18 protein-coding genes and 1 tRNA gene are annotated in these 20,370 nt (G+C 58.2%); 13 read left to right on the plus strand and 6 right to left on the minus strand.

Going from position 1 to position 20,370, the window contains the following annotated elements; all coding sequences use genetic code 11:
- The first annotated feature begins 11 nt into the window (after positions 1–11).
- From mutY to G547_RS0101065, 9 genes are all read left to right on the plus strand, one after another.
- Positions 12–1,088: an A/G-specific adenine glycosylase gene (gene mutY, locus G547_RS0101025; RefSeq protein ID WP_027328260.1), complete on the plus strand. Its 1,077-nt coding sequence runs from the start codon at positions 12–14 to the stop codon at positions 1,086–1,088.
- Positions 1,089–1,107: 19 nt separating this feature from the next.
- The gene (locus G547_RS19455) at positions 1,108–2,979 is read left to right on the plus strand and encodes a glycoside hydrolase family 2 protein (protein WP_051234523.1); all 1,872 of its coding nucleotides are present in this window, start codon (positions 1,108–1,110) and stop codon (positions 2,977–2,979) included.
- A gap of 68 nt (positions 2,980–3,047) precedes the next feature.
- On the plus strand, positions 3,048–3,326 hold the full coding sequence (locus tag G547_RS0101035) for an oxidative damage protection protein (protein WP_027328261.1): 279 nt from the start codon (positions 3,048–3,050) through the stop codon (positions 3,324–3,326).
- 13 nt (positions 3,327–3,339) lie between these two features.
- On the plus strand, positions 3,340–4,269 hold the full coding sequence (locus tag G547_RS19460) for a lipid kinase (protein ID WP_036186363.1): 930 nt from the start codon (positions 3,340–3,342) through the stop codon (positions 4,267–4,269).
- Positions 4,266–4,715, plus strand: coding sequence for a hypothetical protein (locus tag G547_RS0101045; protein ID WP_027328262.1), 450 nt, complete (start codon positions 4,266–4,268; stop codon positions 4,713–4,715). Before G547_RS19460 ends, G547_RS0101045 begins: the two co-directional genes overlap by 4 nt.
- Before the next feature lie 114 nt (positions 4,716–4,829).
- Positions 4,830–4,905 (plus strand) — tRNA-Phe (locus G547_RS0101050).
- Positions 4,906–5,076: 171 nt separating this feature from the next.
- On the plus strand, positions 5,077–5,574 hold the full coding sequence (locus G547_RS0101055; protein ID WP_027328263.1) for a DUF3015 family protein: 498 nt from the start codon (positions 5,077–5,079) through the stop codon (positions 5,572–5,574).
- Positions 5,575–5,637: 63 nt separating this feature from the next.
- The gene (locus G547_RS0101060) at positions 5,638–7,524 is read left to right on the plus strand and encodes an Lnb N-terminal periplasmic domain-containing protein (RefSeq protein WP_027328264.1); all 1,887 of its coding nucleotides are present in this window, start codon (positions 5,638–5,640) and stop codon (positions 7,522–7,524) included.
- A gap of 94 nt (positions 7,525–7,618) precedes the next feature.
- Complete coding sequence (locus G547_RS0101065; RefSeq protein ID WP_027328265.1) at positions 7,619–8,152, plus strand: hypothetical protein; 534 nt, start codon at positions 7,619–7,621, stop codon at positions 8,150–8,152.
- A gap of 24 nt (positions 8,153–8,176) precedes the next feature.
- Here the strand turns inward: G547_RS0101065 and G547_RS0101070 are convergent, their stop codons facing one another.
- Both G547_RS0101070 and G547_RS0101075 read right to left on the minus strand, forming a co-directional pair.
- Positions 8,177–9,553 (minus strand): DUF1501 domain-containing protein, encoded by a 1,377-nt coding sequence (locus G547_RS0101070; RefSeq protein WP_027328266.1) that lies wholly within the window; start codon positions 9,551–9,553, stop codon positions 8,177–8,179.
- A gap of 20 nt (positions 9,554–9,573) precedes the next feature.
- Positions 9,574–11,493, minus strand: a complete 1,920-nt coding sequence (locus tag G547_RS0101075; protein ID WP_084645514.1) for a DUF1800 domain-containing protein — start codon at positions 11,491–11,493, stop codon at positions 9,574–9,576.
- A gap of 367 nt (positions 11,494–11,860) precedes the next feature.
- Between G547_RS0101075 and G547_RS0101085 the strand changes: the two genes are divergently transcribed.
- Positions 11,861–12,067, plus strand: coding sequence for a cold-shock protein (locus G547_RS0101085; RefSeq protein ID WP_027328268.1), 207 nt, complete (start codon positions 11,861–11,863; stop codon positions 12,065–12,067).
- A 91-nt stretch (positions 12,068–12,158) separates the two neighbouring features.
- Here G547_RS0101085 and G547_RS22385 read toward each other — a convergent pair whose 3' ends face one another.
- Positions 12,159–13,697 carry a pectate lyase gene (locus G547_RS22385; RefSeq protein ID WP_051234525.1) on the minus strand — a complete coding sequence of 513 codons (1,539 nt, stop codon included), beginning with the start codon at positions 13,695–13,697 and terminating at the stop codon, positions 12,159–12,161.
- A 315-nt stretch (positions 13,698–14,012) separates the two neighbouring features.
- On the opposite strand from G547_RS22385, the gene G547_RS0101095 reads away from it, so the two are divergent.
- On the plus strand, positions 14,013–14,924 hold the full coding sequence (locus G547_RS0101095) for a mechanosensitive ion channel domain-containing protein (protein WP_027328269.1): 912 nt from the start codon (positions 14,013–14,015) through the stop codon (positions 14,922–14,924).
- Position 14,925: 1 nt separating this feature from the next.
- On the opposite strand, the gene mtnN is transcribed toward G547_RS0101095, so the two are convergent.
- Positions 14,926–15,777, minus strand: coding sequence for a 5'-methylthioadenosine/S-adenosylhomocysteine nucleosidase (gene mtnN / locus G547_RS19470; protein WP_051234526.1), 852 nt, complete (start codon positions 15,775–15,777; stop codon positions 14,926–14,928).
- Positions 15,778–16,145: 368 nt separating this feature from the next.
- On the opposite strand from mtnN, the gene G547_RS0101105 reads away from it, so the two are divergent.
- Together G547_RS0101105 and G547_RS19475 are read left to right on the plus strand one after the other, a co-directional pair.
- A complete protein-coding gene (locus G547_RS0101105; RefSeq protein ID WP_027328270.1) occupies positions 16,146–17,174 on the plus strand; it encodes a purine-nucleoside phosphorylase in 1,029 nt (342 codons plus the stop codon).
- A gap of 67 nt (positions 17,175–17,241) precedes the next feature.
- Entirely contained in the window at positions 17,242–18,264 is a 1,023-nt protein-coding gene (locus tag G547_RS19475; protein ID WP_051234527.1) for a nucleoside hydrolase, read from the plus strand.
- 15 nt (positions 18,265–18,279) lie between these two features.
- Here G547_RS19475 and G547_RS0101115 read toward each other — a convergent pair whose 3' ends face one another.
- Entirely contained in the window at positions 18,280–19,638 is a 1,359-nt protein-coding gene (locus tag G547_RS0101115) for an 8-oxoguanine deaminase (protein ID WP_027328271.1), read from the minus strand.
- Positions 19,635–20,357 carry a TetR/AcrR family transcriptional regulator gene (locus G547_RS0101120; protein WP_036186366.1) on the minus strand — a complete coding sequence of 241 codons (723 nt, stop codon included), beginning with the start codon at positions 20,355–20,357 and terminating at the stop codon, positions 19,635–19,637. Before G547_RS0101120 ends, G547_RS0101115 begins: the two co-directional genes overlap by 4 nt.
- Positions 20,358–20,370: the final 13 nt, after the last annotated feature.

Here is a 20,370-nt window from a genome sequence, read left to right on the forward strand (position 1 = left end):
CACGAGTTGCAATGACTGATACCGCTTTTGCCCGCGCCGTACTGCGCTGGTTCGATCGCCACGGGCGAAAACACTTGCCCTGGCAACAGGGCATCAATGCCTACCGGGTCTGGCTTTCGGAGATCATGCTCCAGCAGACCCAGGTGACCACGGTGATCCCTTACTTCGAGCGTTTTATGGAGCGTTTCCCGACGGTGGAGGCGCTCGCCCAGGCGCCGGTGGATGAAGTGTTGCACCTCTGGACCGGGCTTGGGTACTACGCCCGAGCCCGCAATCTGCACCGCTGTGCTCGCGAGGTCGTTGAACAGCATCGGGGTGAGTTTCCCCGCCACGTGGAAGCCTTGAGCGCGCTGCCCGGCATTGGCCGCTCCACCGCCGGGGCCATCGCCAGTATCGCCTACGGCGAGCATGCCGCCATACTCGATGGCAACGTCAAACGGGTATTGGCCCGCCATTACGCCGTTGACGGTTGGCCGGGGAAAACGGCGGTTCAGAAGGCGTTGTGGGAGTATGCCGAGCAGAACACACCCAAACGACGCGTGGCCGATTATACTCAGGCCATGATGGATCTCGGCGCCATGGTCTGCACCCGCTCCCGGCCGGCCTGCGAACAGTGCCCGGTGAATGACAGCTGCATCGCCCGGGCTCAGGGGAATATCGAGGAGTACCCCGGCAAAAAACCCAAAAAGGAAAAACCGGTCAAGGCGGTCCAGTTTCTGATGATGCGCAACCCCGCCGGGGATATACTGTTGCGGCAGCGCCCCTCCCAGGGCATCTGGGGCGGGCTATGGGGCTTCCCGGAACTGTCGCTGGAGCAGACGCCCGAGGCCTTCATCGAGGATCATTATGGCGTCTCCGTGGTCGAACAGGAACCCTGGGACACCTACCGACATACATTCAGTCACTACCATCTGGACATCACGCCGGTACTGTTGCAACTGGAACGGGAGCCGGAGCGTATCGCCGAAGCCGGTTCGCTCTGGTACCGCCTGGACCAGCCGAGTGAAGTCGGTCTGGCGGCCCCGGTCAAAAAGCTGCTGCGCCAACTGGCGGATCTGGACCCCCGGCAACTGTCACTGGTCGGGTAATTCACTCAGGAGGAAAACCATGAAAACAATAATAACCACCGTTTTGACAGGCGTGATACTGCTGGCAGGTTGGGCCCAGGCCGCGCCCGCCTTCAAGCCTTTTCAGGCTTACACGCGCCCGGCGGTGTCGCTTAACGGCGAATGGAAAATCATCGTGGATCCGTATGAAAACGGCTATTACAACTATCGTTATCAACCGTTCGATCAAATGGAGCAACCCTCTCGCAACGCCTACTTCATGGATGCCAAAGCCAAGCACGGGGGCGACCTGATCGAGTATAGCTTCGACGATGCCGACAGCCTGACCGTCCCCGGAGACTGGAATACCCAGAAAGAAAAGCTCTATTACTACGAGGGCTCCATCTGGTATCGCAAGTTGTTTAATGCTCCCAAAATTGAAGAAGGCCAACGCAGTTTTATTTATTTTGGCGCGGCCAACTATCGCACGGATGTGTACCTCAACGGGGAAAAGCTCGGGCAGCACATCGGCGGTTTCACCCCCTTTCATTTTGAAGTCACGGGAAAGCTCAAACCACAGAACAACTCCCTGGTCGTGAAAGTGGATAACGAGCGCCATAAAGACGGCGTTCCCACCCTCAACACCGACTGGTGGAATTACGGTGGCATTACCCGAAGCGTACGCCTGATTGTTACCCCCAAAGTTTTTGTGCGCGACTATAAGGTTGAACTGGAAAATCACGAAACCGGTGAAATCTCCGCCTATGCCCTGGTTGATGGCGCCGGCGCCGGGCAGGAGGTTCGCCTGACACTGCCGCAACTGGGCATCGATGAGACCGCCAAGACTGACGTCGATGGCGTAGCCCGGTTTCAGACCCAGACCGTCGGCACCCAGTTCTGGTCGCCCCAGAGCCCCCGCATGTACCAGTTGACCCTGCGCACCGGCAGCGACCGTCTGGATGATGAAGTTGGGCTGCGCACCATTGAAACCCGCGGCAAGCAGATACTGCTCAACGGCAAACCGATTTTCCTGCGGGGTATTTCCTTGCACGAAGAGTATGCCGTTGACGGCGGAGGCCGGGTGACTTCCGCCGAAGAGGCTCGGCACCAACTTCAGTGGGCCTCCGACTTGGGGGTAAACTTTGTCCGCCTGGCGCACTACCCGCACAACGAGCACATCGTGCGTTTGGCCGATCAGTTGGGCATCATGCTCTGGTCGGAAATTCCCGTGTACTGGACCATTAACTGGGAGAGTGAAGCCACCTACCAGAACGCCCAGGCGCAGCTCGAGGAGATGATCAACCGGGACAAAAACCGGGCGTCGATCATTGTCTGGTCCCTGGCCAATGAAACCCCGGTCAGCGAGGCGCGCAACCGGTTCATCTCCCGGCTCGCCGCGCACGCGCGGGAGCTCGACGACAGCCGCCTGCTGAGCGCCGCCCTGGAAAAACATTACAGCGAGGAAGACCCCGAGCTGGCCATTGTGGAGGACCCGTTGGCAGAGCTGATGGACATCGTCAGCTTCAACCAGTACATCGGCTGGTACGATGGCCGCCACGAAAAGGCTGCCCGGGTGCGCTGGCGTATTCCCTATGACAAGCCGGTCTTTGTCAGCGAGTTCGGTGCCGGTGCAAAGCAGGGCCTACAGGGCGATGCCAACACCCTCTGGACCGAAGCCTACCAGGCCGAGCTGTATCGCAAGACATTGGCGATGCTTGAAAAAATCGACGGATTTGCCGGCACCTCCCCCTGGATTCTGACCGATTTCCGTTCGCCCCGGCGGCCGCTGCCGGGCATTCAGGACGAGTTCAATCGCAAGGGGCTGATGTCTGAAACCGGCACGCCCAAGGCGGCGTTTCAGGTGCTCAAAGACTATTACCGACAGAAGGCACAAGAGCCCCGTGCCCTGGAAAACCCGTCGGAGAGTCAGTAGTATCCCGGGCCCGGCCAGACCGGCCTTAACCCCGGGCAGACCGGACTAACCAAAGGAGCCACGGCTTTATGTCCCGCACCGTATTATGCCGCAAGTACCAACGCGAACTCGAAGGGCTGGAGCAGCCACCGCTGCCTGGCCCCAAAGGCCAGGACATTTACGACAATATCTCCAGGCAGGCGTGGCAGGAGTGGCTGGCCCACCAGACCATGCTGATTAACGAGAAACACCTTAACCTCATGGACATGGGCTCGCGCACTTACCTCAACGAGCAGATGGACAAGTTCCTCTCCGGCGAGGCTTATGACAAAGCGGAAGGGTATGTTCCGCCGGAGTCGTCCACCTAGGGAGGCCCTACCCGTGCCGTCATCACAGACCGTTCGAGCGCTGCTGATTGTCAACCCGAAAAGCCGTCAGGGCGCTGAAGCTGCGCTGGAGGATGGCCTTGAGCGGCTTCGCCAGGCCGGCTTTACCGTGGAAAAACTGGTCTCCCAGGGCCCGGAAGAAAGCCGCCAGGCCGTGCTCGATCGCTGCAGCGAGCTGGACCTGGTGATCATGGGTGGGGGGGATGGCACCATCAGCTCCATGGCGCAGGTGCTCTACGACTGCAAAATGGCGCTGGCGGTGCTGCCTCTGGGCACCGCCAATGACCTGGCGCGCTCGTTGGCGGTGCCTGAAACACTTGAAGAGGCTTTTGCTGTCATCGCCGCCAACCACCGGCGCCGGATCGATCTGGGCATTGTGAATGGCCACTACTTCTTCAACGTCGCCAACCTGGGGCTGGGCGTGACCGTCTCCGAAGAGCTGACCGATCAGGTCAAAAAGCAGTGGGGGGTGTTCAGCTACCTCAAGGCGTTCTTTGCCGCCCTGGCCCGCATCCGCCAATTCAAGATAAAACTGACCGTCGATGGGGAACATAAACGCCTTCGCTCGATCCATATGGCGGTAGGCAACGGGCACTACTATGGCGGCGGCAACGTCCTGCGCGATTGCAACGAAATTGATGACGGGCTTCTGTCGTTGTACAGCCTGCGCCCCCAGAAAGTGTGGGAATTGCTGACGCTCGCACCGTTGTTGCGCGAAGGCCAGTACGACCTGGATAAACGGGTGTTCACCGCACAGGGACGCGACATTCACATCGAGACCCGGCCCTCGGGCATGGCGATTCATGCCGATGGCGAACCGGTCACCCGGACCCCGGCGCACTTCGAGGTGTTGCCGGGCGCGCTAGAAGTGGTGGCACCACGCCCGGTGCCCGATCCCAGCAACCCAGAAGGTTTTACACCATGAATTTACTGCGCACGGACCTGCAAACTGCCCTACATGACCTGCATGTCGCGCTGCAGGAAAGCGTCGACAACTACCAGGACGCGGCGGACTTTGTCGAAGACAGCGACGTCAGCGAGCTGTTTGACAGCATCGCCGATGAACGCGAGGCATTGAGAAGTGACGTTGAACAAGCCATCCGACAGGCGGACGACCTGCCGGCCGCGCCGGATTCCGAAAAAGAAGCGGGCGAGCAACTGATCCACCGTCTGCACGCCCTGTTCTCCCGTGACCAGGCCGCCGATGTGATTGCCCAACGGCTCGAGAGTGAAGGCTGGATGGAGCGGGTCATGGCCGAGGGCAAGGCACTGAAGGTGGGTGAACCCTACGACAGTCTCAGCGCCCGATGCCGTGACCTGGTCGACTCTGCCCGCCGTCGTCTGGAGGAATGGCTCGAGCGGCAGGGCTAGATCCTCCCAAATTCCGTGGAATTTGTAGGGTTCGGGCCTTGACTCATCGAGTCTGAAACGGTTTAATACGCGCCTCTTGTCGGCAAGCCATAGCGGCCTGGCTGATCAAGAATTGCCCGGATAGCTCAGTCGGTAGAGCAGTGGATTGAAAATCCTCGTGTCGGTGGTTCGATTCCGCCTCCGGGCACCATACAAAAACCCTCGCCCGAAAAGGCGGGGGTTTTTTATTGTTAGGGCTCTCTTTGAGGCCGGTCTTCAGCAGAAACTCTCTGGAGCGAGTTGACACCGAAATCTCCGCGATGATAAAACCGCTACTCATCCAAATGGTAGGATGACAAATAACGATACAATGGAGCTTCTTATGAAAACAAAAATGGTATTGATCGGTGGTTTCGCCGCAGCAATGTCTCTCGCAGGCCCGGCCGCTCTGGCTCAGAGCGGTGAGCCCGGTTCTGGCCCCAACCCTTTTTCTGACTGCGGTATTGGTGCTGCACTGTTCCCCACAAACGGCGTTGCGGCGGCTCTGTCGAACGTAATCTGGGATGTGGGTACCACCGCAGTGACTTCTGCGACGGCCAGCCCTGAAACTTGCAATGGCAAAAATACCCAGGCCGCCGCATTTATCATGGAAAGCTACGACAACCTGATTGAAGAGTCTGCACAAGGCCAAGGCCAAAACTTGGCTACCCTGATGAACATTATGGAAGTGTCCGAGCAGCAGCGTAGCGCCGTTATACTTACGCTGCGCCAAGAAGCGGCCAGTGTAGTGGCAACCGATGGTTACCTCTCCTTGACGGCTCAGCAAAAAGCGGAAGCTTATTACAATGGTCTCCTGAAAGCCGTATCTCAGGCAGGCTAAGCATCTCAAGTTGAGGCTCTCGGGCCTCAACTCCCTTCCTGTGCTTCGTATGTGCTGTTGCTAATGCCTTACCGTTGGCTTGTATTGACGGTGAGCTGGTTCCTGGTGTCTTGTTCCTGGGCTGGAACTCGACCGTTTGATGCCAGCAAGCCCCCAGACCGTCAGCTCACCGCCCTAAGCGAGAATGTGCAATGGCGCGGATTGTTGGGTTTTGCCGCCGGGTCGGAGCGTGAAAGCGCTATCAAGTCCGACGCTTTCTTTCTCTCGGATCGCGGACGTTATGACCCTCGTGAGGAGTTGTTGGCGACGCTCTCCGCGTTTGCCGATGAGCGAAAGGACGATTTGAATGACCACGCCGTTTGCCGGTTTCCCGCCCGCTACCTTTGGCTCGCAGAAAGACTGAGCATCAATGGTGCGAGTGTTCGGCCGGAGGAGTGCACGGAATTTCGAGAATTCTCTCTGAATGGAAAGGTTGACTCTATCAGCCTCGTCTATGCGACCGGTTATTTGGGCAACCCCGCTTCTTACTACGGTCACCTGCTGGTTAAGCTGAATCAGCGCGGTGAAGGTATCCAGTCCAGCCTGGATGAGACTGCCATTAATTTTGGCGCGATCATTCCCGAACATGAAAACATGCTCGTTTATATCGGAAAAGGAATACTGGGCGGCTATGATGCGGGCTACACCCATCGCGAATACTTTTATCACACCCACAATTATGGCGAGAATGAACTGAGAGATCTCTGGGAGTATCGCTTATCGCTTTCCGCCGCTGACCGCAAGCTTTTCGTCGCGCACCTGTGGGAGTTGTTAGCGAAGGAGTATCAGTATTACTTCTTCAATCGAAATTGCGCCTACCAAATCGCTCGACTGTTGTCCGTGGTGACGGGGGAGGAGTATGTGAACCCTCGGCGTCCTTGGGTTTTACCGCAAGAGGTCGTACAGGCAGCGTCTGAATCTACCTACCGGGGCGGCTCTCTTATCAGTTCGGTGAATTATCTCCCATCCAGACAGTCACGGCTATACGCTCGTTATCGCCAGCTAAGTGGCGATGAAAGGGACGCTGTAGACCGTGTGGTCTCGTCGGAGCTGGAAGCTCTCGGCGATACCTTGGGCCAGCAAAGTATCGGCAGTCGGCAAAGAACCCTGGATACATTGATGGATTACTACCAATTCCGGAAAACCAAAGCGGATTCAGAGCAACTCGCTCAGATCGAAGAATGGCATCGCGCGGTTTTGTTGGAGCGCTACCGGCTCCCGCCGGGCATGGAAGCATTGGATCAAGGCAGCGCACGTGCCCCGCACCTCGGCCGGGCGCCGAGCTATTTCTCTTTGGGAGTAAGGGAGGATTCTGTGGGAAGTCCTCGTTATCACCTGCGTCTGCGCCCCGCCTATTACGATGCACTGGATGCGGAGGGCGAGAGTGTGCGCTTTTCCACGTTGGTAATGGGCGAGGTGACTGCCTCTTTCGGTCAGGGTGGGGCCCGCTTGGAGCAGCTTACGATTGTCGAGGTGGAGAACCTCAGCCGAAATGTGACAGGTCTGCCGGGCGATCAGAACTACTCCTGGAGGCTCGAAGTCGGGGCCGAGCAACGGGACCCGCGCTGTGATGATTGCTTGGGGTTCAAGGCGCAGGCCGCCGCGGGTTATACCCTGCCCCTGGGTAGCGAGAGGTGGATGCTTTCCGGGTTTTTCGGCGGAGGCTACTTTGCCAAAACCGACACTTCAGAAGGGTGGTTTGTGGAGCCCTCAGTGCAGTTAAATGTGCGATTGACTGAAAGGATCAGCGCCCGCGCCCAGTGGCGGGAAAGGCACTTTTACCGAGGAGCGCTTGAACGGGTTAAAAGCGCGGAGGCGCGTTTCTCGTTGACGACAAATACCGACGTGCGACTGTCTTATCGCCACTTTAAAGAGGGGCAGCTCGGCCTGGCATTTGGCTACTACTGGTAATCCGCCGAAACGGGCTGAACACGCGTCACTTTCCACGGTCTCAAACGAAAGCAGTAGCAAATTCTGCTTTCTTTGCGTTTCAAGGAGGCCTGTTATGACTCAGTCAAGCACAGTGACCGGCGAAGCGATCGACCATAAACTGGCCGCCGTTTTTGGCACCGATGCCGAGGCCAAAAAGGCCGCCGAGGCGGTGTTGAAGGTCACCAGTCTGGAGCAGGATCAGGTGCAGATTGTGCGGCCCGGAGATACTCAGGCCGGGTGGGAACTGGAGCCCGAAGATCGCGGTATCTGGCGAACATTGGTGCGGTCCCATATTTGGCTGGGCGCGGTGGGCGCTGTTATCGGTTTGGGCGCTTTTCTGCTCCTGTTTAGTGTGGGTGTGGGCTTCGTCGCCAACAACGGTTTCGCGGCCGCGGCTGTGCTCACCGCCCTGGGCGCTGTCTTTGGTTTGATGGCGGGCGGTCTGGTGACGCTGCGGCCGGATCACGCGCCCTATCTCGTCACGGCTCAGTCAGCGCTCAGGCGGGGAAAGACCGTGGTCGCCGTTCACGCCCGGAATCGCGCTCAGCTCGAAGCGGCCAGCAAAGAGTTGCAGCGGTGGTCGGGCAAAACGGTCTCCAGCTTCTAGCACCGTCTTGCGCCCCCTGCGTCCTCAGGTTTTCATAAACCCGAGATCCACGCTGTCGAAATTCCCGAGGTTGGGAAATACGCTCCCGAAGTCTGCGCCGGGTAAGCCAAACCAACGTGCCAGGGTGGCGCCGTATTGGTCGATAGACGTCGAGGGAATGATCCGGCCTTCGCCGATGTCATCATCGCTGTTTAAGTTCAGCGCTGGCATGCGGCCATAGAGTTCCCCGCCGTTGACGGCGCCTCCCATCATCAACTGATGTCCGCCCCAGGCGTGGTCGGTGCCGTCGCCGTTGCTGGTGAGGGTGCGGCCGAAATCGGTCATGGTAAACGTGGTGACCTGATCGGTCAGTTGCAGTTCGTCCATGGCGTTGTTGAACGCGCCCATGGCGTCGCTCAGCTCCTGAAACAGGGCCGGCTGTCGGTTGTTCTGATCACCGTGCGTATCAAAATCCCCGAAACCCACGAAAAAGACCTGTCGTTTCACATCCAGCGCCTCTCGGGCGGAGATCAGTTTGGCGACCATACGCATATTGGTGGCAAGGTTCGACGCGGGCGGAAATGCTGTCGTCAACTCCGGCTGTTCATCGAGCGCTTTGATCAGGTCCCCCGACAGTGCCCAGGCACGTTCCTGAATAGCGGCATACTCTCGCTGGAAAAGATGCGAATCGGCGCCTTCCATCAACGCACGGAAGACCTGTGCGCGGCTGACCTCCGCGTTGTCTTCACTGTCTTCATTGAAATACTTGAAGGTCTGAACGCCCTGGCCGCTCACCGAGTAAGGGAAAACGTTACGCCCGCTCTGCCAGATATTGTTGCCGCTGAGCGAAATATTCATGGACAGCTGTTGGTTGAGGTTCATCGACTGCATGACGTCGGCGGCGCGTCCAGCCCAACCGGTTTTGGCGTTGCCCCGGCTCAGTGACTGCATGAAAGTCTGTTGGTCGTTGTGGGAGAACAGTTGCGGGGGCAGTGGTGCCGAGCGGTTTTGATAGTCGCTTTTGCTGACCGGCGTGATCAGCGATCCGGCGTTGGCCAGCACCGCCAGGCGACCGTCTGCAAACAGTTGCTGGGCCTGAGTCATAGAGGGGTGCAGACCGTACTGCACCGCGCTCGGCTGAACCGGGTCAATCGGCAGGAGTTGGTCGCGGGCGATGGCCAGGTTGTTGCGCACGGATTGATAGACGTCGTACTCGGCGCTGCTGCGCGGCACGACCATGTTGTAGGAGTCATTGCCGCCAAACAGAAAAATGCAAACCAGGGCTTTGTAGTCCCCGGTGGGCGGTGTCTGTGCCAGCGCCAGTTGCAGGCGCGCCTGAGTCGCCCAGAAACCCGCGCTGCCCGCCGCGGCCCCGAGACAACCCCGCAGAAAATGTCGACGACTGGATTTGAACCGTTTCATCAAAGACCTCTGATTCGTTGCTAGCGCTGAACGGCAAAATAGGGCGAGGCCACAATCAGGCTCGCCGCTTCGAACACGCGCATGCGCCGGTCGTGGGCGCTGTAAGTGGGGTTGGGCAAGCCGTTGAGGTACTGCACCAGCAACTCGCGTGCTTCGGCGGGCAACTGACCGGCGGTGAGCAGCAGGTCGAGCCGGTCCACCAGTGCCTGGGGCTCACCGGCCAGGGCCTTTTCTTCGCTCATATTCAGAGCGGGGGGGTAGATATCCCAGCTTTGCTGGGCGTACTGGGACTGCACGTAGTCCGCGTCCATATCCCGCCAGAAAATACCGTCGGTCAACTGATTGGTTTTCGCCACCATGACGCTTTCGGTGTGAATCTGAAACTCCGGAGAGAGCAGCCCGGCATCGCTGATTGCCCCAGGGTGGCTGTAGCCGGGTCGGTAGAAATTGAAGACCGAGAACGAGCCGTAGGGTCGCTGGCCGGCGGCCCGGTCCGAACCGCGAAAACGGATGCGTTTGCCGACCGGCTCGTCCGCTTCGTCGTGTACCTCGACCCCTTGGGCCTTGAACACCCGCCACAGGTGGGAGAACTGCAAAATGGGTTCGCGCAATTTGCCGAAGGTCTCGGGCTGCTCCAGGTGGCCGGTGCGGGCTTCCTCGTCGGTCACAATGGCGCGCACCACGGCTTCGAGGTCCCCGCGTGTGCCTGCGCCGTTGTCATTGAAGACTTGCGCCACTCTCTCCACGTACTCGGGGCTGGGGTTGCTGGTGACGAGCCGTTGGATAAGCTGCTTGCCGATGAAGGGGCCGACGTTGGGGTGGTTGAACAGGTTGTCCAGTGCCTGTTCCATATCCTGCTCGGCCGTCTGGCCGCTGGGGAGTGTCTCGCCATTTAGGAGCGTTTTCTCGGCGGTGTCGTGGGTCGCCTGGAAGGCCTTCATCGGCATGGCCTCGCCCTCGGCATCGCTGGTCCACTCCCACCAGTGCTCGGCGGTGGCGAAGTTCCAGCCGGTAAACACGCGGGCGAAGGCCTTGATGGTCTCTTGGTCGTAGGTGGGGATCGGTTCGCCCTGATCGTCGGTTTTGACCGTGCCGTCCAGGTTCAACTCCTCCAGCCCGATGCTGAACAGCTGCATGACTTCCCGGGCGTAGTTTTCATCCGGGCGGATGTTTTCGGCCTCGTCGGCCTTGCGGTTGCGTACCGAGCTGAGGTATTCGCCCATCATCGGGTGAAGTGTAACCGCTTCGAGCAACTCGCGATAATTGCCAAAGGCGTGGCGAGCCAGGGTGTCGTGGTAATCGGCAATGCCCCGAGTGTCGTTGTAAAGGACATCGGAGACGTTGGAGATCACGAAAATCTGGCTGAGCGCGAAGGCGATTCGCTGACGCAGTTGATCGTCGCCGCGCAGAATGATTTCCCACCAGACGTCGCTGCGCTGCAAGTCGCGCAGGTAGCCCTCGTCATCGTCTTCCTCGGCGGGTATCGCCTCCCAGTCCAGACTTGCCACCCGCTGGTCGAGCAGCGCCAGGTTGGGCGTGAATGGCGTGTTGAACTGTGCCTCCAGCCAGGCGTCCTGACCCACCGCCATATAATGATGCAGGCTTTTGGCGGTGGGGCCGAACGTGGTCTGGGTGAGAAAGCGGCTGGCTTCGACCGCCGTCGTCCAGTCATCCTCCTCGCGCTCCGGGAGTGCCGGGTCCGGCTCGGTATCTGGTTCGAGTGTCGGTAACGGCTCTGGTTCGGGCTGGGGTTGAGGCTCGGGGGAGGGGGACGGTTCAGGCGTTGGCTCCGGCTTGGGGGAAGAGGTGGCTGGAGGCTCATCGGGGCCGGCATCTGAATCTTCAGTCGAGCCGCCCCCACAGGCGCTCAGGCTCAGCAGCGTAGAGATCAGGAGTGACCACAGAAAGCCGCGCGGCAGTAGGCGGGTAGAGCAGCGCATAGGGTTATTCGTCTTATTGAGAGTTGGCTTTGTCGTCACTATACCCGGGGCGCTATGGGGGAGACAGCGAGCCGGGGCGCAATTTTAGACGGAATCCTGATAAAAATCGGTCTTATTGTCATTTTGGTTATAAGGGGTTATGGGGAAGAGTTAGGTGAAAAGTGAATAAAAGCCTCAAAAAAAGCTTGACGCGGCTTACAGAGCCGCTACTATGGGGACTGCTAGAAAGCTTGTTTTATATTTATGCACTACCATTTCGATTCCTGCCTGTAGCAAGTCGTCCTGTCTGTCATAAGTAATAGCACCATTTCCAGCACAACCGACCTTCGGGTCACATTAATATTTTTTGATTGATTAAGGTAAGACTATGTCTACAGTTACTGGTACCGTTAAGTGGTTCAACGAAGCAAAAGGTTTTGGTTTCATTGAGCAAGAATCCGGCCCGGACGTTTTCGCCCACTTCAGCGCTATTCAGGGTTCTGGTTTCAAGACCCTGGCAGAAGGTCAAAAGGTGAGCTTCACCGTGACCCAGGGCCAGAAAGGTCCTCAGGCTGAAAACATCCAGGCTGTATAAGCCCGAATGTAGAGTCCTGTCCCCTCTCGGGGCAGGTACGGAAAACGGCGCCCTCGGGCGCCGTTTTTTTTGGCTTGGTGATTACCTGCTATCAGTACTGGGTGATATTGCTTGAACCACACTGGGCCCAATCGCCGATACAGATGTCGCCCGCATTACTCAGGCGGCTGTTACTGATAAAGGCGCTGCTGTTGGGGCTGTCGGTGCGGAAAATCCCCTCATTCATATTGGCGATGTCGCATTGGTCAAAGGTCACGTCGATAGGGAACTCGGTGCCACCGTTCTGCCGTAACGCTTTGCCAGCGTTGTGAATAATGCAATTGGTCACCGTCAGGCTACTTTCGGCGTTCACCTGGAAGAACTTATCGTCCGCGTCATAGCCTTCGATGTTACTGACGGTATAGCTGCCTTCGGATTTAACCGATACCGCGTCCTCACCGACGTCCTGGAAGTAAATGTTGTCCAGGGTGGCGTCGTTATACAGGTGAATGCCATCGGCGCCGTTGTTGCCTATAACCACATTGCGCAGGGTCGAGCCGTTCTCTACCCGGAAGACCGGATCCTGCCCCTCATCCTGACTGCCATCGCCCAGGCCGGAGCCGGCGGTGTACGTTTGGCATTGTCCGTCAAAGGTGCTGCCGTCTTCGATCACAATGGTTTCATTCACCACCTGGGCGCTGCCCGGTGTACAGGACGACCCGGTGATTTCTCCATTGTTGTTGTCAGAGGAGCTGCTTGAGGAACTGCTCGATTGGCCCCCACAATCCCCGGCGGTGGGCTCAAAGCCGTTGACCTGCAGCCGATCGATATTGGCCAGGCCGCTGCCGGTGGTGGCCGTGAGCGAGATGGTATTCGCACCGGAGGTCAAATACACGTTGTCAGCGGTGACGGTGGTATAGCTGCTCCAGGCTCCGGTACCGGGCATTGCCACACCGGAGACGCCATTGCCGTTGACCACCAGGTCCGCCGGTCGGTCGGACGCGCCATTGGCAAACCGGAAGGATAGTGAATAGTGCCCGTCGGTGGGCACATCCACCTGCCACTGAATGACGGCGCCGGAGCTGTTCTCGGTATTGGCGTAACCGGCGCCAGTGTAGCCGCTGTGCTCGCTTTCCACGGCACCGTCCAGTCGGCAGAAGCCTGTGGCGTTTTCCTGCAGAGTGAGTGTGCTGGCGCCTGAGGGTTGGCTGGAGCTGCTGCTGGACTCACTACTGGATTCACTGCTGCTCTGCGAGCTCGAACCATTCCCGTCGATAACGCCACCGTCTCCGGATTGGGACTCACAGGTGTTGATGCCGATGCAGCTTTGACTGTTTTCCCAGCCCCAGCCGCTGCTTTGCTGATCACACAGGGGGAATACATCGCCGTACCAGTCACACATTTGCCCCTCGGGCGCGGGCGCGTCGCTGCTGGACGCGCCTGAATCGCCACCAACAAGGTTCTGGCCGTTACTGGTACACTCGGTGGGACCGACACAGGATTGGTTGTTCTCCCAACCCCAGCCGGTTTCCTGATTGCAGCAGGCGGGAACATTACCGCCGTACCACTCGCAGGTGCCACAACTTTGAGACAGCGCCTGAGTGGAGGCTAGAGCCAGGGGTATTGCCGCGATAAAATGGATCGCTTTCATTTTCTCTCCCTCTTGCAAGGTTTATAGATAAAATTGATGGTTGTGGTCGATCAGGCTTGGGGCCCGAAACGACCGCGAAACGCTAACAACCTCCTAAAAAGCGCACAACGCCTCAACGAATGATGCAGTGCCAATAAAGCAAAAATTTTTCAAGGTGTGCGACGGATCATTGTCCGTGGGTGATCTGGTTTTTTTGCTGAGAAAGATTCGAGATGAAGGGCGGCGCCGGTTCTGCTATTACTGAATAATCCGGTGGAGTAGAATCCGGGTATTCCGGGATTCACCAGTACAACTCACAGGTTTAAAGGGTAATGCATGTTTGAAACGATCGGGCTCAACACCCAGGAACTGGCTACCTCGGGCACCTTGTTAAGGCTGGTGATCAGTACGGCATTGCTGGTCACAGTCGTTCTGGTGGCGCGGTGGCTGAGTGCCCGTTATATTCGACGCAATGTCGCCTCCATGGAGTTGCGCCGCCGCTGGTTGGTGTATTCGCGCAATGGTCTGATTCTGATCATGTTGCTTGGGCTGGTGATCATCTGGGCCGCGGAGTTGCGCACTTTTGCCTTGTCGGTGGTGGCCATCGCTGTGGCATTTGTGGTGGCGACCAAAGAACTGATCCTGTGCGTGACCGGCTCCATCGTGAAAACCGGCGCCGGTTCGTTCAACATCGGCGACCGGATTCAGGTAAAGGATTTTCGCGGTGATGTCATCGACCAGAACCTGCTGGCCACAACCATTCTGGAGGTGGGGCCGGGGAAGCTGACCCACCAGCGCACCGGGCGCATGACCGTTATCCCCAACGCGCTCTTTGTCTCGGAGCCGGTGGTCAATGAGAGCTATACCCACGACTATGTGTTGCACGTCTTTACCGTGCCGTTCAAGCGCAATGCCGACTGGCGAGGGGCACAGAAAGCGTTGTTGGAGGCCGCCAATCAGGCCTGCGAGCCTTTTGTGGTGGAAGCGAAACGGTATCTGAAAAAATTGAATGAATACCGGGGGCTGGATGCGCCCTCGGTGGATCCACGCGTGACCCTGCAGGTGCCCAGCGCAGAAGAAATTCACCTGATTGTGCGAATTCCGGCACTCACCGATCGGCGCAGCGCCATTGAGCAGTCGATCCTGACAGAAGTGTTCAGCCGCAACGATTTTCTGCCCCTCAAGATCGAGGAGAAAGCCTCCGACAGAGAAGAACTGTCACAGGAGGCTCCCTCCACGGTGTCGTGATTTACAGATATTGCAGCAAATGGAGGCTGAATTTTGCAGCTTCCTTGGCCGCAATCGGGCCCAGGCGCAGATAATCGTTGTTGGGCTCTTCCTGGGCCAGGTTACTGCCCGAACGGATGATCAGATAGGGCACGCCGAAGGTCTCACACACATGCCCCAGCGGGGCGGACTCCATTTCCATAATGTCGGCCTTGAACTTCTCCCGCAGCAGCGTGAGCCGGCGCTCGGTTACCCCAAACAGATCTGAAGACGTGACCACGCCGAAGCGCACGCTATTCTTATAGGTCTCATCGTTGGCACTGACAGTTTGCGCCGGGTAGCTTGCCATGGCTTTTTTCGCCAGTTCCAAAAGCGCCTCATCAGGGGTGAACTCGTTCTCTACTTCTTTGCCATCGTCCGGACTGTTCATCGGGCGGTAGGTCATGCCGGTGGAGGTCAGGCTTCCGTAATCGTGTTCATAGGTATGAGTGGCCACCACTACATCGCCGGTGCGCAATTTGTGGTTTACGCGGGCGCCGGTGCCGGTCATCAGTACCAGGCGAGGCCGGAACTCGCGAAGAAACAGGGTGGTGGTCATGCCGGTGTAGGTCTTGCCAATACCGGTAATGGCGACCACGACAGGCTTGCCGTGCAAAGTCCCCTGCCAGTAGGGAATACCCCAGAGGCTTTTCTTTTCCGGGTTCTCGAGAGCATCGGTCAGTACCGGTGTTTCCTGGGGTACAGCGCCAAGGATGACGATGGTCTCCGTTGGTTCGTACACCAGCCCGGTGTTCGCGTGGCTGAGGGCTGAAAGCACCAGCAGACACAAGATCCCGAGGGCTGCCCGCAGACTGTAGTAGAAACGTGTGTTCATAGTGAACTCTCATGTGGTGGTGAAAAAACGGGAGTGGTGAGTCTTCAAGTCGATATTGGCCCCCGGAGCCGCGCTGGAGGGTACCCGTCCGAATGAGCAATATTCGTACCCAACTCCATATTTCCTGACTATATCGTCAGTAAATGAGTGTTTGGACGGTAAGTCTGGTGTTTGAGTGAACAAAAAAGGCGCTTTTCACCTGACTAATGCCCGTTAATTGGGCGGCGTTGGTCAGTTTATAAACGCGTTGGCTGATTGACACCCGGAGTTTTCGGGGAGATTCTAAAACTCTTGTCCAATTGGACAGTAATTTGCATAAGCTGGTTTGATCTTCTTCATCCGACAAGAGAGGTATGCTTGTGCAAACAATGATTCTGCGTTCGGGGCTGTTGCTGGCCGCGTTGTTTATGTCCTTTGCCGCTCAGGCGGCAATTCCGGTCAAAGTGGTGGTGGTCGCCATGTTCGAAAATGGCGAACTCACCGGAGACGAACCGGGGGAATATCAGTTCTGGATTGAACGATTGAAGCTCAAAAAGCTCGACTTCCCGCTTGGCGCTCACGATCTTCACGTCAACGACGACGGCGTGCTCGCCATCTGCACCGGTGGGGGTGTGACCAACGCTACAGCCTCGATCATGGCCTTGGGGCTGGATGAGCGTTTCGATCTGTCCAACGCGTATTGGGTCATTGCCGGCATCGGCGGGGGCGACCCGTTGGATGTGTCCTTGGGCACCGGGGTATGGGCCAAGCACGTGGTAGACGGCGATCTTCTCTATGAAATCGATGGACGGGAAATCCCCAGCAGTTGGGAGTACGGTCTGATTCCTCTGGGCGCGAAGGAGCCCAATCAGGAAGCGACCGGATGGACGGTGGACACCATCGTGTACGACCTGAATCCGTCGCTGGTGGATTGGGCCTACGAGCTCACCAAGGACCACCCGGTAGAAGATACCCCGGCAATGAAAAATTTTCGCGCGCACTACAAAGGCTTTCCCAACGCCATGAAGCCGCCGTTTGTCACCATTGGCGATACGCTCGGAGCGAGTACCTACTGGCATGGTGAGCTGTTGAACAACTGGGCCAATGACTGGGTGCAGCTGCATGCGGGTGAGAAGGCCAACATGGTCACCACCAATATGGAAGACAATGGCACCCTCACCGCTTTGCATCGCTTGGCCAGAACCGATCGGGTCGATACCGACAGAGTGTTGGTGTTGCGCACGGTCAGTAACTACAGCTTCCCGCCTCCGGGTAAAAGCGCGGCCTGGAGCACTACCGCGCCGTATCCGGATCAGGGGTTGCCAGCTTACGAGGCGGCATTCGGCCTGGGTAATCGGGTCGTACAAACCCTGCTCGAAGGGTGGGACACCTATCGCGATACGGTGCCGGGCTCCTGACATGCTCCGGTGGTTATCTTATCTGTTAATGCTGTCGGCTTTGTCGGGGCGCGTTCAGGCGGCCCCGATGATTTTCGACAACGATATGGCCATCGACGATTGGGCGGCGTTGCTGTATTTGCTGCACCACCCAGAGGCCGATGTAAAAGCCATCACTATTTCGGCCAGTGGTGAATCCCGGTGCGAGCCAGCGCTGCGTAATACCCTGTCATTGTTGGACTTGCCGGGCGGCGTTCCCGAGATTCCCGTGGCCTGTGGCGACGATTACCCACTGGATGGCTATTTCGTGTTCCCTGAGCCCTGGCGCAAAGATTCCGACACCTTGTCGGGGGTTGAGTTGCCTGCGAGCAAGCGGCGGGCGTCTTCTCAGCATGCGGTGGAAGTCATTCATCAAACGCTGCAGTCCGCTGAGGAAGATGTGACGATCGTCGCCACCGGTCCCTTGACGAATATTGCGCAGTGGCTCGAGCGTTACCCCGAGGATGCTAAGCGTGTAGCGGCGCTCATTATCATGGGCGGGACGGTGGATGCGCCGGGGAATATCATTGTGCCCAATTTTACCGACGGCCACCCCAACACGACGGCGGAATGGAATATTTATATCGACCCGGTGGCGGCCGATCGAGTGCTGGCGGCGGATATCCCGACCGTCTTGGTGGGGCTGGATGTGACCAACGCGGTGCGGGTCACCGAGATGGTGGCGAAACAATTCAAGGCGGTGGCGGCGACCGACTCTGCCCGTTTCTGGAGTCAGGTGCTCGACAGGAATGACTGGTTCATCGCCTCCGGAGAATATTATTTCTGGGATACTCTGGCCGCCTTGATTGCTGTGGACTCAAGCCTGTGTCAGGGGGACAAGAAGGCGTTGGGGGTTGCAATCGCGGTAACCGACGACCCCTGGTGGCCCACGAGCGATAAAGTCATGCCGGCCCGGCGTTGGGATGGTCAGGCCCGCTCTCATCTTGACGCCACGTCAGCCGGAACGTTGGTGGAGAACGATCAATATCCGCGAGTGACGGTCTGTCGGGAAACGAATCCGGGTACGGTTTTTTATGAGTTTCGGGTCCGGTTGAATAGCTCGCGGCGTTAGTGTTTCAAGCGGCGCTCATGCATTGGCGGCTGCCATCAGGCGTTGGCTGGCCGCCCCATGTCGAGCGAGAATATCCCCAAGGTCGGCGTCGGTCAGCTCGGCCGACTTTACCTTCCATTGACCGGCGACCATCACGTAGTCAGCCCGATGCGCTCCACACAGCAGGAGCGCCGCCAGCGGGTCACCGTGACCGGAAAAGCGCGGTTCATCCAACCGGAACAGCGCCAAGTCGGCCTGTTGGCCCTCGGCGAGTGTGCCGAGCTCCGGGCGGTGCAACAATTCGGCCCCGCCGCGGGTTGCCATGCTTAGGGCGTCGAGATGACTGCACTGATCCGCCCCGTAGGTGAGTTTTTGCATCAGCATGGCCTGGCGGGCTTCCTGAATCATGTTGGAGCCGTCGTTGGACGCCGAACCGTCAACGCCCAGGCCGACTCGCACACCGGCGCGACGCAACTCCTGCGCGCGACATTGTCCCGAGCCAAGCAGCATATTCGAGCTGGGGCAATGGCACACACCTACCTTGCCGTGCGCCAGCGTTTGAATTTCGTCGTCATTGAAGTGGATGCCATGGGCCAGCCAGACCCGTCCGTCGAGCCAGCCCACATCGGCCAGATATTCCACCGGGCGTTGGTTGAACTGCTTTACGCAAAATGCGTTCTCGTCCTCGGTCTCACCCAGGTGCGTGTGCAGAAGTACGTCTTCTTCTTTTGCGGTTTGGGCACACTCGCGCATCAGTTCGTGGGTCACGGAAAACGGCGAGCAGGGTGCCAGGGCAATCTGACAGAGAGACTCGGGGCGGCGGTCGTGGTGCGAGCGTATAAGCCGCCGACTGTCGTCGAGAATCTGCTCCTCGGACTCGACCACCGAGTCCGGCGGCAGGCCCCCGGTGGATTGCCCCATGCTCATGGAGCCCCGAGTCAGTGTGACCCGGTTGCCAATGCTCTTTGCCGCTTCCACCTGAACATCGATGGCGCGGGGCAACAGCGTGCTGAAGATATAGTGATGGTCGGCGGCGGTGGTGCAGCCCGAGAGTAACAGCTCGCTCAGGGCCAGCTGTGTGGACGCGTACACCGCTTCGTCATCCAGATTCGCCCATACCGGATAGAGTGCCTCTAGCCAGGGGAACAGGGCTTTGTTCAGGGCCGGCTGCAATGCCCGTGTCAGAGATTGGTAAAAGTGGTGGTGACCGTTGATCAGACCGGGGATCAATACATGTTCGGACGCATCGAACGTCCGGTCGTAGGGGGTGACCGGGGTTTTACCGCGAGCCACCAGCTCGACGATGTGTTGATCGCGAACCACCAGGCCATTGTCGGCGTTTTCTCCGGTACCGGTCCAGCAGGCGAGTGGGTTGCGCAGCCACAAAGTACTCATGCGTCGGCATCATCCAGGGCGGTTTGTGGGGCTGGTCGTGCGGGTGGTTCCAGGCCACAACCGCGCAAGATCAATTGGCTCAGGAAATCAGAAATATCGCGAATCATATCTGGCTCATACTCGGCCCGGTTCATGATGGTCAGCACCTGAGTGTCGAAGTCGGCATAATGCTGGGTGGAGGACCAGATCAAAAAGATCAGTTGCATGGAATCCACATTCGCCATGCGCCCCTGCTCAATCCAGGTGTCGATGACGGCCGCTTTACGCCGCACCCACTGGCGCATTTCGGTGCGAATATAATCTTTAAGATGCGGTGCGCCTTGCACAATCTCCATGGCGAACAGCTTGGACGCGCGCGGATGAGTGTAGGACAGCTCGACTTTTTTTCGGATGAACTCATCCAGCACCACGGCCGGATCATCCTTTTCGGTAATCTCATCGAAAAAGTTATTCCACAGGTGGATCAGGTTATCCAGCACCGCGATGTACAGATTCGACTTGCTCTTGAAATAGTAATGAACGTTGGCTTTCGGAATCTGGGCCCGGTCGGCGATGGCCTGGATGCTGGTGCCCCGGTAGCCGTGTTGAACAAATTCCTCCTCCGCCGCCTTGACGATATTGGTCAGGTTGCGGTCCCGAATTTTCCCCGCCCGGTACTTGCCGGTCGGGGTTTCATTGGGGTCGAAGTCCATCGCGTTTTCCAGTGCTTTATTGACCATTGTTATTACGCTC

Origin of the sequence: Marinimicrobium agarilyticum DSM 16975, from assembly GCF_000423345.1 — a bacterium.
Lineage (GTDB): Bacteria > Pseudomonadota > Gammaproteobacteria > Pseudomonadales > Cellvibrionaceae > Marinimicrobium > Marinimicrobium agarilyticum.